The sequence below is a fragment of the Streptomyces sp. enrichment culture genome (assembly GCF_964272895.1).
In the GTDB taxonomy this organism is placed as follows: domain Bacteria; phylum Actinomycetota; class Actinomycetes; order Streptomycetales; family Streptomycetaceae; genus Streptomyces.
This window is the reverse complement of sequence record NZ_OZ186832.1, coordinates 3,756,785-3,770,258: the sequence shown is the minus strand read 5'-3', so window position 1 is coordinate 3,770,258 and position 13,474 is coordinate 3,756,785. Positions and strand designations below refer to the sequence as shown.

The 13,474-nt window shown below is 70.7% G+C and carries 9 protein-coding genes; 1 reads left to right on the top strand and 8 read right to left on the bottom strand.

Features of this window, described 5'->3' with window-relative positions; all coding sequences use genetic code 11:
• Positions 1-125: 125 nt before the first annotated feature.
• The 5 genes from ACSU6M_RS17050 to ACSU6M_RS17030 form a co-directional block, all read right to left on the bottom strand.
• A complete protein-coding gene (locus ACSU6M_RS17050; protein WP_437070570.1) occupies positions 126-1,196 on the bottom strand; it encodes an anti-sigma factor family protein in 1,071 nt (356 codons plus the stop codon).
• Complete coding sequence (sigM, locus tag ACSU6M_RS17045) at positions 1,193-1,918, bottom strand: RNA polymerase sigma factor SigM (RefSeq protein ID WP_437070568.1); 726 nt, start codon at positions 1,916-1,918, stop codon at positions 1,193-1,195. Before sigM ends, ACSU6M_RS17050 begins: the two co-directional genes overlap by 4 nt.
• Positions 1,919-1,941: 23 nt before the next feature.
• A complete protein-coding gene (locus tag ACSU6M_RS17040) occupies positions 1,942-3,663 on the bottom strand; it encodes a serine/threonine protein kinase (protein ID WP_437070567.1) in 1,722 nt (573 codons plus the stop codon).
• 118 nt (positions 3,664-3,781) lie between these two features.
• Positions 3,782-6,073, bottom strand: coding sequence for a murein biosynthesis integral membrane protein MurJ (gene murJ / locus ACSU6M_RS17035; RefSeq protein ID WP_437070566.1), 2,292 nt, complete (start codon positions 6,071-6,073; stop codon positions 3,782-3,784).
• 44 nt (positions 6,074-6,117) lie between these two features.
• Positions 6,118-8,520: a DUF6049 family protein gene (locus ACSU6M_RS17030; RefSeq protein WP_437070565.1), complete on the bottom strand. Its 2,403-nt coding sequence runs from the start codon at positions 8,518-8,520 to the stop codon at positions 6,118-6,120.
• 375 nt (positions 8,521-8,895) lie between these two features.
• On the opposite strand from ACSU6M_RS17030, the gene ACSU6M_RS17025 reads away from it, so the two are divergent.
• Positions 8,896-10,338 (top strand): CCA tRNA nucleotidyltransferase, encoded by a 1,443-nt coding sequence (locus ACSU6M_RS17025; protein WP_437070564.1) that lies wholly within the window; start codon positions 8,896-8,898, stop codon positions 10,336-10,338.
• A gap of 119 nt (positions 10,339-10,457) precedes the next feature.
• Here ACSU6M_RS17025 and ACSU6M_RS17020 read toward each other — a convergent pair whose 3' ends face one another.
• The 3 genes from ACSU6M_RS17020 to ACSU6M_RS17010 form a co-directional block, all read right to left on the bottom strand.
• Complete coding sequence (locus ACSU6M_RS17020; protein ID WP_437070563.1) at positions 10,458-10,919, bottom strand: LppU/SCO3897 family protein; 462 nt, start codon at positions 10,917-10,919, stop codon at positions 10,458-10,460.
• A 125-nt stretch (positions 10,920-11,044) separates the two neighbouring features.
• Positions 11,045-12,307 (bottom strand): MFS transporter, encoded by a 1,263-nt coding sequence (locus ACSU6M_RS17015; RefSeq protein ID WP_437070562.1) that lies wholly within the window; start codon positions 12,305-12,307, stop codon positions 11,045-11,047.
• Positions 12,308-12,389: 82 nt separating this feature from the next.
• Positions 12,390-13,472, bottom strand: a complete 1,083-nt coding sequence (locus ACSU6M_RS17010) for an inositol-3-phosphate synthase (RefSeq protein ID WP_389083188.1) — start codon at positions 13,470-13,472, stop codon at positions 12,390-12,392.
• Positions 13,473-13,474 lie beyond the last annotated feature (2 nt).

Sequence of the window (13,474 nt, the reverse complement as noted above, 5' to 3'; positions counted from 1 at the left end):
TTCGACCGGTGGGAGCTCCTTTCGGAACTCTCACCCCACCCAACGGATCCTAAGGGGCGCGCATTCCCACTGTGTCCGGGCACACGAAGGGACGACACCCAGGCGTCAGGGAGACGTGGTGAGGCTCAGGGACGGTCGTAGGAGGTCTTCAGCAGAACCTCCGCCTTGGCCGTGGAGTCCTGCTGCACACAGACGGCGTCGACGATGTAGACGTTGACCTTGCTGCTGTCGGCCGTGTCAGCCAGGACGACGAGCAGTGCCTCGCGTCCCTTGTAGACGCCCTCCTCGGTGGCGAGCGCCGGGGTGTTGCGGCCGATGCCCTCTCGGACGCACTCGGGGACCGTCGGCTGCTGGAAGACCTTCGGGGACTCCTTGGTGCTGTGGCCCTCCATGGAGGGGCCGCCTTCGAGGCTGCGTGGAGTGCGCGAGCCGCCTCGCATGCTGTCCTTCGCGGTGAGCAGGTCGGTGACCTGGCGTTCCAGCGTGCCTTGGGCGAAGGTGTCCGAGGCGGAGGTCTGCTCGTCGTGCTCGGGGGATCCGGACGGGGATCCGCCTCCCCATGAGGACAACAGCAAGGAGCCGAGCCCCAGCGCGGCCGCGGTGAAGGCGGCGCCGAGCACGGCGATCCGACGGCGTCCGGGGCGACGGTCCTTGCGACCGGGGCCGGTGGCGGCCCGAGGGCGGCCGGCGGGGCGATCAGCGGGTCGGTCGCCGGGTCGGTCGGGCGCGGGCGATGTTTCACGTGAAACACGGGGGTCGTCATCCTCGGAGTGCGCCGCGGGAGCGGACGACACCTCCTCGGAGGCCGTGGACTCGGAGGCCGTGGGCTCGGAGGCCGCGGGCACGGAGGTGCTGCGCTCAGAGGAACTGCTCTCGGAGGAGCTGCGCTCGGTGTGGCGTTCGGCGGCGTCGGCCCCGGCGGCGTCGGCGGCGTCGGCCTCCGAGGCGAGGAGCGCTTCCGCGGCCAGCGCCGCGTCGATGCGCCCCGCCACATCGGCGGGCATCCGGGGCGGTCCGGGCAGTGTCCCGAGCGCCTGCCGGATCTCCTCCAGGGACGCGTAGACGTCCGCGCAGAGCTCGCACTGCTCCAGATGCCGCCGTACGTCGGTGCTCCGGGACGGGGGCAGCAGGCCCTCGGTGAGGTCGGAGATTTCGGCGACGTCCGGGTGCCCGGCCGTGTCCGTCGAGGAAGTCACGCTCGCCCACCTCCGCCCTTCACTGCAGCTGAGTCGCTTGGCCCGGAATCCTCGGGACCGGCAGAGCGCGGTCCCGCTGCGGGTGGGACGGATGTCCCCTGCGTCCGGTTCCGCCCCTCGTCCTTCGAACCGCCCTCTCGGGTGCTTTCCGGCCGCAGATGGGTGAGGAGCGGCATAAGTCTGGCCCTGCCGCGCGCGCACCGGCTCTTCACGGTCCCGGTGGGCACGTCGAGGATGCGGGCGGCCTCGGCGACGGGGTAGCCCTGCATGTCCACCAGGACGAGGGCGGCCCGCTGATCCGGGGGCAGGGTGCCGAGCGCCTCGATCAGCTGCCGGTGCAGTTCGTTGCGCTCGGCCGGCGCCGAGGCCGACTCGTGCGGCTCCAGCAGCTGCTCCAGGCGCTCGGTGTCGTCCACCGGAGCGGTCTTGCGCGAGGCGGCCTTGCGCGCCCGGTCGAGGCAGGCGTTCACGGTGATGCGGTGCAGCCAGGTCGTGACGGCCGACTTGCCCTGGAAGGTGTGCGCGGCCCGATAGGCGGAGACCAGCGCGTCCTGGACGGCGTCCGCGGCCTCCTCGGGGTCCCCCAGCGTGCGCAGGGCCACGGCCCACAACCGGTCGCGGTGCCGACGCACGAGCTCGCCGAATGCCTCGGGGTCGCCGGACACATGCCTGGCGAGCAGGTCCTGGTCGCTCACCCCGGCGTATCCGGGATCCTCAGCCATCCGGCCTCCCCGTGCGGTGGACGTCAGCCCGTGAACTTCACATCGGTGATGGCCTGCTTGAAGCCCGCGTTGCTGTAGTCGTCGTACGGCGCGTACGGCACGTGCGTGATCCAGAGCAGCACGTACTGCGTCTTCGCCTTCTTCGACGCCTTCACCGTCAGAGAGTCCCCGGTGGCGGTCGCGGTTCCGATCTCCTTCGCGGAGTCGAGGGGGTCGGACGGGGACAGCGAGTCGACGGCGTACAGGTGGACCGTCGTGCGGTCGCCGGTGTACCGGAGCCCTATCGAGGCGGCCGAGACCGTCTTGGCGGAGCCGAGGTCGTAGACGATGCCCACGCCGGGCTTGTAGGGCGCGAGCTCCGGGCCTTCGGTGTAGCTCTTGGTGCGCCAGTAGGTGGAGCTGTCCCCGTCGTAGGTGTGGGGCACGTCCTCGGCGGCCTGGGCGTTGCCCTCGGCGACGTACTCCTGCGCGTTGGTGATGGCGATCGGCTGGAGCGGCTTGGGCTTGTTCTTGTCGCCGTCTTCCGTGGTCTGCGTCCGGTTGGTGTCCTCCGCCTTGCCGCCGCGCTCCATGAGGGCGTCCGCGAGCTGCCAGCTGCCCAGGCCGAGGGCGGCGATGAGGAGGGCGGAGACGGCCCACTTCAGGGCCTTGCCGGTACGGGTCTGCAGCGGGGGCGGCGGGGCGGGCACCGGCTGGGTGACGCCGGGGTGGGGTGCCGGGCGGCCGTAGGTGCCCTGCTGATAGGTGGTGCGCTGGTACTCGGGCGGTGCGGTGAACGCCGGCTCCGGCGGGCGGATGCGGGGCATCTCGCTGATCGCCTTGACCAGTTCCTCCGGCGTGGTGCACGCGGCCTCGTGCTTCGAGGCCGTCGCCCCGTCGTTGGCGAGGGCCCGCATGGCGAGCTCGGACAGCCCGCGGTGCACGCCCGCCCGTACCTGGTCGGGGGCGATCAGACCGATGTCCTTGGGCAGCCCGGACAGCCCGTACGCGTCGTTCTCGTACGGCCAGCGCTGGGTGAGGGCGGCGTACAGCAGGGCGCCGATCGACTCGGTGTCGGTGCGCTGCGGGGAGTCGGAGCTGATGCCACGCAGCGCGGCGTTGACGGCGAGGCCGCGGATGCGCCACTGACCGGTGGAGGTGCGCAGGACGGCGTTGGGGTTCAGGCGCAGATGGGCCAGGCCCTCGCGGTGGGCGGCGGCCATGGCGGAGGCGATCTGGCTGACCAACTGGTAGGCGTCGTGCGGTTCGAGGGGGCCGGCGGCGAGCAGCGCGGTCAGCTCGGTGGCGTCGGGCAGCCATTCGTGCACCACGTACACGAGGTCGTTCTCCTCGACGGCGTCGAGGACCTGGACGAAACGGGGGTCGCCCAGCAGGGCCGAGGACCGGGCCGCGGCGAGGACGGAACGGGCACGCGAGTGGTCCGCGGGCAGGATGTGAACGCCGACGGCGCGGCGGAGTTTCTCGTCGACGGCACGCCAACTGCTGAAACCGTCCAGACGGGTGACGCACTCCTCCAGGCGGTAGCGCCTGGCGAGCTTGTGACCGCTGTGCAGCTCGGGCGGTGAGACCTTTCCGGGACCTTCCGTCCCGCCGCTCCCCTGTGCCTCGTCCTTGTCCGTGTCCCGCTCCCCGGTCTGCTCCGCCCCGTCGGCCGTGGACTGGCCCGCCTGGTCCGCCTCGGCGGTCAGCGGCGCCTCGCCGCTGTTGTCTGCCACGTCGACGGCAGCCCTGCTCCGATCCGCCACCGTCGTCTGCCTCCCCATCCTTTGCGCGCCGTCCGACGCCGAAACCAATTGTGCCCACAGTCCGTCGCTGTGCACGACACACAGCGGCGGACGATGGTTGTGCGCGTACCTCCCCGCCTCAGCGGCCCAGTCGGCCGCGCACCATGCCGACCATGGAGTTCAGCTCCTCGATGCGCATCCTGCGGGCCGCGACGAAGAAGACGCCGAAGAGGACGGCACCGCCGGCCAGCAGAGCGGCCAGGGAGCCGAGGACGCCGAGGCCGAGGGCCTGGGCGATGCCGTAGCAGGCCGCGCCGCTGAGCAGCGCCGCCGGGACGGAGGCGATGCAGAGCCGTGCGTACGTCCGCAGCACGCGCGCGCCGTCCAGGTCGCCACCGAGCCGCTTGCGCAGCCGCCGCCAGGCGACGCCCACGCCGATGACGTAGGCCAGGCCGTAGGAGGCGGCCATGCCGGCCACGGCCCAGCGGGCCGGCAGCAGGAGGTAGCACAGGGCGGAGGCGCTCGCGTTGACGGCGGCCACGATGACCGTGTTGTAGAAGGGGGTGCGGGTGTCCTCGTAGGCGTAGAAGGCGCGCAGGACGACGTACTGCACGGAGTACGGGATCAGGCCGAGGCCGAACGCCATCAGCATGTAGCCCATGTTGGTGGCGGCCTCGGTGCCCGAGGAGCCGAAGATCAGGGTGCACATGGGGATGCCGAGCGCGATGAACCCGAAGGCGATCGGGACGATCGCGACGGCCGTCGTGCGCAGGCCCTGGGAGATGTCGTCCCGGACGGCGCCCGCGTCGTTCTCGGCGGCCGAGCGGGAGATGCGCGGCAGCAGGGCGGCCATCAGGGAGACGGTGATGATGGCCTGCGGAAGTCCCCAGATGAGCTGGGCGTTGGCGTAGGCGCTGAAGCCGGTGCCGTCCACGCCGGAGTCGACGATCGACGCGGTGGCCAGCTGGGTGACCACCAGGGCGCCGGCCTGGTTGGCCAGGACGAACAGGACCGTCCACTTGGCGAGCTTCGCGGCCTTGCCCAGGCCGTGGCCCTTCCAGTCGAAGCGCAGCCGCAGCCGGAACCCGGTCTCGCGCAGGTAGGGGATCATGGCCAGCGCCTGGACGACGAGGCCGAGCAGGATGCCGATGCCCAGCAGCCGGATGGCCTCGTCCGGGATGTTGTCGACGGTCATCCCGGAGTTCTCGGCGGTGCCGTACACCCACAGGAACATGCCCAGCGTCACGATGATGACGATGTTGTTCAGGACCGGGGTCCACATCATCGCGCCGAAACGGCCGCGGGCGTTGAGGATCTGACCCATCACCACATGGACGCCCATGAAGAAGATCGAGGGCAGGAAGTACCGGGTGAAGGTCACGGCCACGTCGAACGCGGCGGGGTTCGAGGCCAGCGGGTTCGACAGGGCGCGGACCAGGTACGGGGCGGCGAACATGCCCGCCGCGGTGAGCGCCGCGAGGGCCACCATGACCAGGGTCAGCAGCCGGTTGGCGTATGCCTCGCCGCCGTCCTCGTCGTCCTTCATCGCCCGTACGAGCTGCGGGACGAAGACGGAGTTCAGGCCGCCGCCGACGGTCAGGATGTAGATCATCGTCGGCAGCTGGTAGGCCACCTGGAACGACTCGCCGAGCAGCAGCAGGCCCAGCGCGGAGACGATCATCGCCGAGCGGATGAATCCGGTGAGCCGGGAGACCATCGTGCCCGCCGCCATCACCGCGCTGGACTTCAGCAGGCTCGCGGCGCGGCCGCTCTTCCCCCTGCTCGGCGCGGGCGTCGGGGCGGCGGGGGGCTCGGCGGGTTCGAGGGGCTCGGCGGGAGCGGGCGTGGGGGCCTCCTGCTGCGGGGCGGGACCCTGGGGCATTCCGTAGGGGGCCGCCGGGGCCTGGCCGGGGTACGGCGCGTGGGCGGGGCCGGGCACGGAGAGGTGGCCGGCCTCCGGGTGGGTGCCGTGCTGCTGCTGGTCGCGGAAGAGGTGCGCGAAGGCGTCGTGCTCGTGGCGCTCCTCGCCGGCCTGGGTGACCAGGTCGTCGACGCCGACGTACTGGGTGGTGCGCGGGTCGTCGCCGTAGGGCAGGTACTGGGTCGCGCCGTCCGGCTCGGGGGCGGGGGGCTGGGCCCACACGCGCGGGTCGGGTGCGTACGGCGACTGCGGCGGCTGGGCGTACAGCGGCTGCTGCGGGTACGTGCCGGGGGGTGGCGGCGGGTGCGCGGCGCGGTCGTAGAGCGCCTCGGAGACCGGGTCCTGGGCGGCGAGATCCTGCGCCCGGTAGGGGTCCTGCTCGTAGGCGTCCTGGAGGTACATGTCGGCCGGATGCTGCGCCGGTACCTGGCCGTGCTCGGGCGGCGGGCCCTCGGGGTGCCCCGGGCCGCCCACGGCCTGGCCGCGGTCACCGTCGTACGGCGCGTTCATGGTTACCCCACCTTATCGTCCCGGGCCCACCGGCCACGACATCCTCAACGGTCCACTCTCTCACCCGTGCCGGACGGGTCCGTGTTTTCCGCTGCGGTGTCCGGTGTCGGGTCACTCGCCTGCTCCGGCTCGCCTGCCCGGGAGCGGGCGTCCGACTCCTCCGAGTCCTGCGTCTGCTCGGTGAGACGGTCCTCGGTGCCCTCGGGGTTCTCCGCGGCGTCGGCGGACTCGCCCGCCTCGTCGGCGTCCTCGCCGTTGCGGGCGGCCGCGCGCTTGCGCTGGGTGTACATCCGGAAGCCTGCCAGGACGAGCAGCAGCACACCGCCGCCGATGACCAGCATGACCGTGGCGGTGAACTCGGTGACCTTCACGTCGAAGGTGACCGGCTCGCCGTATGCCTGGCCGTCCTCGGTGAACAGCTGGGCGATCACCGTGACCTTGCCGTTGGCGTTGGCGGAGGTGGTGAACTTCACCGACTGGCTGTGGCCGCCGGAGACGGACACCGTCTGCTCGTCGTACGCCTCGCCGCCGATCTCCAGCCGGTTGGGGCTGGTGGAGGTGAGCCGCAGGACGAGGTTGTCGACGTCCTGCACCAGGTTGTTCTGCACGGTGACCGGGATCGTGGCGCTGCGCCCGGAGAGCTTGGTCTCCGACTTCTCGATCAGGACGACCTGACCGGCCAGGTCGTCGAGATAGCTCTGGACGCCGTTGCGGAACTTCTGCGCCGCGATGCGGTGGCCACGCCAGGAGGTGGACATCTCCCGGTTCATGGCCCGGCCGAACGGGGTCACCACGCGGGACTCGTCCGTGAGGATGACCTTGAAGTTGTCGAGCTTCCCCTGCGTGGTGGCGATGTCCACGAAGGCGCTGCGCGGCAGCTCCTGCCTCCGCAGCGCGGTGGGGTAGTCCGAGGCGGGGGGCACCCGGGTGCTGGCGCCCGGGTCCGGCTTGGTGGCCGCCGTGTCCGAGAGGGTCTGCGCCTGGTACCAGGAGCTGCCCTGCAGCGCGGCGAACGCCTGGGCCATGGTGTGGGCCTGGCTGGCGGTCGGCATGCGCTGCGGGGCCACCACGATGCTGCGCTGCTTGTCGATCTGGAGGTTCACGGCGAGGCTCTGCGCCAGGAAGCGCTGCACGGCGAGCGTGCCCGCCGACGCCGTCGTCAGATCGCCCTGGAACGCCGTCGACAGCCGGGCGTCCGCCACGATCGCGGTGGTGCCGCCGCCGATGGGGCGGGGCGCGGACGGCGTGTAGGTCAGGCTGTCGGTCTCCTGGAGGCTGTCGCTGCGCGCGATCACCTTGTCGGCGCCCGCGGAGGTGGCGACCTTGACGATCGAGGGGTCGACGGCACCGTTGACCGGCCAGGCGAAGTCGGTGGACGCCTTCACATGCAGGACCGTCCCCACCGTCGTCACGGCGGCGTCGGTGGCCTCCTTGAGGTGGCTGAGCGAACCGGTGACGTTCGTGCCGTTGTGCGCCAGGGACGCGAGGTCCGGGTCGCCGAAGGGCAGGGCGACGACCTCCTTGCCCTCCACGGCCTTCTGCAGGTCGGACAGCCACCGCTTGGCGACGGCCTGGCTGCGGCCCGGTGTGACGGTGCCGTCCGGCGCCTTGATGTCGTAGCGCTCGGTCATGGCGTCGACGGAGGCCAGCAGGTCGGGGTCGATCACCCAGGTGACGTCGAGGTCCTTGCCGAGCGACACCAGCTGTTCCAGCCGGCCGCCGGGCGAGAGCTCCTTGGCCAGGCCGTCGTCGAGGAAGACCGGGGTCTGCTTCTCGTTGGAGCCCGTCTCCGCGGTCATATGGGCGTCGGAGATCAGGGGCCACAGGAACGTCGTCCGGGTCGTGCTGTCCGCCTCGCCGGGCTGCCACGGCAGGAAGGTCCGCTGGAAGCCCAGCACCTGCTCCCACTGCTGCTCGGGGGTCTCGCCGGACAGCGCGACGCCGAGCTGGTAGATCCCGGCCTGGTCCAGGTTCAGCTCCTGCACGGGCACGGAGATGCTGAAGTGCTCCGCGACTCCGGGGGTGAGGTCGGGCAGCTTCTGGGTGTAGTCGTCGCCGATCTCCGAACCGTCCGCGCCGGCCACGTACTCGCCGCCCTCGTACGCGTCGTCGATTCCCGAGCGCGTGTCCAGCTCGGGTCCGAGCAGCAGATCCACCTGGGCGTCGGTGACCGGCTGCTTGCTGTTGTTGGTCACCGTGCCGGACACGGTCAGCGTGTCGTCCTCGGTCGGGACGGCGGGGCTGAGCGAGTCCAGGGAGACGGAGACCGTACGGGAGCCGGAGGCGTCCTTGGCCGACGTCTGGCCCGCGGCCTGTGCGGGCTGGCCGGCGGTCAGCTGGAGCAGACCGGCCAGCAGAGGGGCGGCGGTGAGCAGGGCTCCGGTGCGCCGCAACCAGCGGCGGGCAGGTGAGGGACTGGTCCCCTGGAAGTCTGCCGCCTCGGCCACGCGCTCGCCCGTCCCTCGTCGTCGTCAGTGGTCGTCCCAATGTGCGTCCACGCATGGTAACGATGCGCGCTGAGGGGAAGTGCCGCGGAGTGCTCCACAAGATCAGCGGGCATCGGGCGCGGGCACCTTATAGGTGCTTGGCCAGCGGGAGCGCCGATTGCGGCGAGATGCATCACAACAGTGGCTTTGGGCGTGTACCGCACGTAACGGCCTGTAACCGCCGAAGGGCCGGTCCTGTCGGACGGAGGGCCGGTGCCTGTCGGAGGAAGGGACCGCTGCCCCGTCGGAGGAAGGGCCGGTGGCTGTCGTAGGAAGGGCCGGTGCCCGTTTAATGGAGGCGCCCGTCGGCGCTCGGGCCACGTACCCTCTTACGTTGTGCCGAACGCCAACGAAGACCACCTCATTGCCCCGGAGCACGACCGCGCGGTGACCGAGCCGCTGCAGGTCGCGCCAGTCGCCGACGACCTCGCTCGCCGTTTCCAGGAGGCCGGGTTCTCCCTCGCCCTGGTCGGCGGCTCGGTACGGGACGCGCTCCTCGGCCGGCTCGGCAACGACCTGGACTTCACTACCGATGCCCGCCCCGAGGACGTCCTGAAGATCGTGCGGCCCTGGGCGGACGCCGTGTGGGACGTCGGCATCGCCTTCGGCACGGTCGGCGCGCAGAAGGACGGCTACCAGATCGAGGTCACGACCTACCGATCCGAGGCGTACGACCGGACCTCCCGCAAGCCCGAGGTGTCCTACGGCGACTCCATCGAGGAGGACCTGGTCCGGCGGGACTTCACCGTGAACGCGATGGCGCTCGCGCTCCCGGAGAAGAAGTTCATCGACCCGCACGGCGGCCAGGCCGACCTGGCGGCCCGGGTGCTGCGCACGCCGGGGACGCCCGAGGCGTCCTTCTCCGACGACCCGCTGCGGATGATGCGCGCGGCGCGGTTCGCGGCCCAGCTCGACTTCGAGGTGGCTCCCGAGGTCGTCACCGCCATGCGGGAGATGTCCGGCCGCATCGAGATCGTTTCGGCCGAGCGGGTGCGGGACGAACTGAACAAGCTCATCCTGTCCGCCCATCCCCGCAAGGGCCTGACCCTGCTGGTCGACACCGGGCTGGCCGACCATGTACTGCCCGAGCTGCCGGCGCTGCGGCTGGAGAGCGACGAGCACCACCGCCACAAGGACGTCTACGACCACACGCTGATCGTCCTGGAGCAGGCCATGGCGCTCGAAACCGACGGCCCCGACCTCACCCTGCGCCTTGCGGCACTGCTGCACGACATCGGCAAGCCGCGGACACGGCGCTTCGAGAAGGACGGCCGTGTCTCCTTCCACCACCACGAGGTGGTCGGCGCCAAGATGACGAAGAAGCGCATGACCGCGCTGAAGTACTCCAACGAGCTGGTGAAGGACGTCTCGCGACTGGTCGAGCTTCACCTGCGCTTCCATGGCTACGGCACCGGTGAGTGGACGGACTCCGCCGTCCGCCGCTACGTCCGCGACGCCGGCCCTCTCCTCGACCGCCTCCACAAGCTGACCCGCTCGGACTGCACCACGCGCAACAAGCGCAAGGCGGCCGCCCTGTCCCGCGCCTACGACGGCCTGGAGCAGCGCATCGAGCAGCTCAAGGAGCAGGAGGAACTGGACGCCATCCGCCCCGACCTCGACGGCAACCAGATCATGGAGATCCTGGGCGTGAGGCCGGGCCCCGAGGTCGGTCGCGCCTACAAGCATCTGCTGGAGCTCCGGCTGGAGCACGGCCCGATGGGGCATGACGCCGCGGTGGAGGCGTTGAAGGAGTGGTGGGCCCAGGAGCAGAGCTCCTGAGAGTCCGGACAGCGAAGGGGCGCCATGTTTCACGTGAAACACGGCGCCCCTTCCGTCGTTTCACGGACATGTTTCACGTGAAACGTGGCGTGCGACCGGGGTCGAGCCAGGTCGGCGGATCAGACCTCCGACGTGCAGAGCAGGAACTCGTCGCCGTCACCCGTCTCGGCGTAGAAGCCGGTGGCTCCCTTGACCTTGCGGCACTCGGTCTCGGCGGTGAACGACGTGAAGTGACCGTCGACCTTCTTCAGGACCTTGGCCTCGGCCTCGGAGGAGGTGCAGTCCACGACCTCCATGCGGTCCGTGGAGGAGGAAGCGGCCTTCAGGCAGTCGCCGACCTTGGCCTGGTCGGCGTCGTCACGGCTGCCGAGGTAGCCGCCGATGATGGCGGTGAGGGCCGCGACACCGATGACGGCGAACTTGATGATCTTGAACTTGGAGCGGCGGCTCTGCGGCTGCGGCGGGACCGGCGCGGCGGCCTGGGGCGGGAACGGCGCCTGGGTCGGGGAACCCTGAGGCTGGGCGTACGGGTTCTGGCCCTGGGCGAAGGGGTTCTGGCCCTGGGGCGGCGGAGTGGACATGCGAGGGTCCCCCTTGATGTGACGTCGTACGGACGCACATAAGAAGCGGATAAGACCCACGTAAGTTATCGGCTGCCTCTGACATCACCAGGGTCAGGAGAGGCTCTGTGGCACTGATGTGACACTCAGGGGCGTCCGAAGCGGGTCATAGCCGTCGCAACGGTCGCGTAGATCGCGGCCACGGTGATGACGAGCGGCACGGAGCGGCCGTCAGACGGGAGCATCAGCGCGGCGACGGCCGCGGCGCCGACGAAGGCGATGTTGAACAGGACGTCGTAGACCGAGAAGACCCGGCCGCGGAAGCCGTCGTCGACCGAGGACTGGACGATGGTGTCGGTGGAGATCTTCGCGCCCTGGGTGGTGAGCCCGAGGACGAAGGCGGCCGCCAGCAGCGGACCGGTGGCGAACGGGAGCCCGAGGGCCGGCTCCAGCACGGCGGCGGCCGCGGCGCACCCGGCGATCCACCCGCCGGCCCCCAGCCGCTCCACCGCCCACGGCGTCAGCACGGCCGCGGCGAAGAACCCGGCCGCCGACACGCCGAGCGCCAGGCCCAGCAGCGCCAGCCCCTCGTCCTCGTCGGACGTCAGGGCGTACCGGCACAGCATCAGCACCATCACCGTCAGGGCGCCGTAGCAGAACCGCATCAGGGTCATCGCGCCGAGCGCCCAGGCGGCCGCCCGGCGCGGCGGTTCGGCCAGGTGCCGGACGCCCGCGGCCAGATCCCGCAGCGTGCCCGAGAGGGCAGCCGTCAGCCGGGGCCGGACGAGGGCGGGGTCCGGGCCCAGCAGCTCGCGCGGGATGCGCAGCGCGGCGAGCGCCCCGCACAGATACAGCGTGGCACCCAGGAGCACCACGGCCGCGTCGGAGTCGGACACCAGCAGGCGTACGGCGAAGGCGAGCCCCGCGCCCGCGGTCGCGGCGAGCGTGCCGGCGGTCGGGGACAGGGAGTTGGCCATGACCAGCCGCTCGCCGTCCACGACCCGGGGCAGCGCGGCCGACAGCCCCGACAGCACGAAGCGGTTGACGGCGGTGACACACAGGGCGGAGACGTAGAAGAGCCAGTCCGGCGCCTCGCCGAGGATCAGCAGCGCGGTGACCGTCGCCAGCAGGGCGCGCAGCACATTGCCGTGCACGAACACCTGGCGCCGGCGCCAGCGGTCGAGCAGTACTCCGGCGAAGGGACCCACCAAGGAGTAGGGGAGCAGCAGGACGGCCATGGCGGAGGCGATGGCGGTCGCCGAGGTCTGCTTCTCCGGGGAGAAGACGACGTAGGTGGCGAGCCCGACCTGGTACACACCGTCGGCGCCCTGGGAGAGCAGTCGTACGGCGAGCAGGCGCCGGAAGTTCCCGAAGCGCAGCAGGACCCGAAGATCGCGTACGACGGCCATGGGGCACAGCCTCACATACGGCGAGGGTCCCCGGGGCGCATTGCCTCGGGGACCCTCGAACAGCCCTGGGAGGGGAGGAGCCTTAGCGCTCGACCTCGCCCTTGATGAACTTCTCGACGTTCTCGCGGGCCTCGTCGTCGAAGTACTGCACCGGCGGGCTCTTCATGAAGTAGCTCGACGCGGACAGGATCGGGCCGCCGATGCCGCGGTCCTTGGCGATCTTCGCGGCGCGCAGGGCGTCGATGATGACACCCGCGGAGTTCGGGGAGTCCCAGACCTCCAGCTTGTACTCCAGGTTCAGCGGGACGTCACCGAAGGCGCGGCCCTCCAGGCGGACGTAGGCCCACTTGCGGTCGTCCAGCCAGGCCACGTAGTCGGACGGGCCGATGTGGACGTTCTTCTCGCCGAGGTCCCGGTCGGGGATCTGGGAGGTGACGGCCTGCGTCTTGGAGATCTTCTTGGACTCCAGGCGCTCGCGCTCGAGCATGTTCTTGAAGTCCATGTTGCCGCCGACGTTCAGCTGCATCGTGCGGTCGAGGATGACACCGCGGTCCTCGAACAGCTTCGCCATGACGCGGTGCGTGATGGTCGCGCCGACCTGGGACTTGATGTCGTCACCGACGATCGGGACACCGGCCTCGGTGAACTTGTCCGCCCACTCCTTCGTACCGGCGATGAAGACCGGCAGGGCGTTGACGAAGGCGACCTTGGCGTCGATGGCGCACTGGGCGTAGAACTTCGCCGCGTCCTCGGAGCCGACGGGCAGGTAGCAGACCAGGACGTCGACCTGCTTGTCCTTGAGGACCTGGACGACGTCGACCGGAGCCTCGGCGGACTCCTCGATGGTCTCGCGGTAGTACTTGCCGAGGCCGTCGAGGGTGTGGCCGCGCTGGACGGTCACGCCCGTGGAGGGCACGTCGCAGATCTTGATGGTGTTGTTCTCGGAGGCGCCGATGGCGTCGGCGAGGTCGAGGCCGACCTTCTTCGCGTCGACGTCGAAGGCCGCGACGAACTCCACGTCACGGACGTGGTAGTCGCCGAACTGGACGTGCATCAGGCCCGGGACCTTGGACGCCGGGTCGGCGTCCTTGTAGTACTCGACGCCCTGCACCAGCGACGCGGCGCAGTTGCCCACGCCGACGATGGCTACGCGAACCGAACCCATTC

Excerpts from the sequence above, each read along its gene's own strand:
- sigM (WP_437070568.1), bottom strand. The coding sequence starts at position 1,918 with ATGGCTGAGGATCCCGGATACGCCGGGGTGAGCGACCAGGACCTGCTC.
- ACSU6M_RS17020 (WP_437070563.1), bottom strand. The coding sequence starts at position 10,919 with ATGTCCACTCCGCCGCCCCAGGGCCAGAACCCCTTCGCCCAGGGCCAG.
- ACSU6M_RS17010 (WP_389083188.1), bottom strand. The coding sequence starts at position 13,472 with ATGGGTTCGGTTCGCGTAGCCATCGTCGGCGTGGGCAACTGCGCCGCG.
- ACSU6M_RS17015 (WP_437070562.1), bottom strand. The coding sequence starts at position 12,307 with ATGGCCGTCGTACGCGATCTTCGGGTCCTGCTGCGCTTCGGGAACTTC.
- murJ (WP_437070566.1), bottom strand. The coding sequence starts at position 6,073 with ATGAACGCGCCGTACGACGGTGACCGCGGCCAGGCCGTGGGCGGCCCG.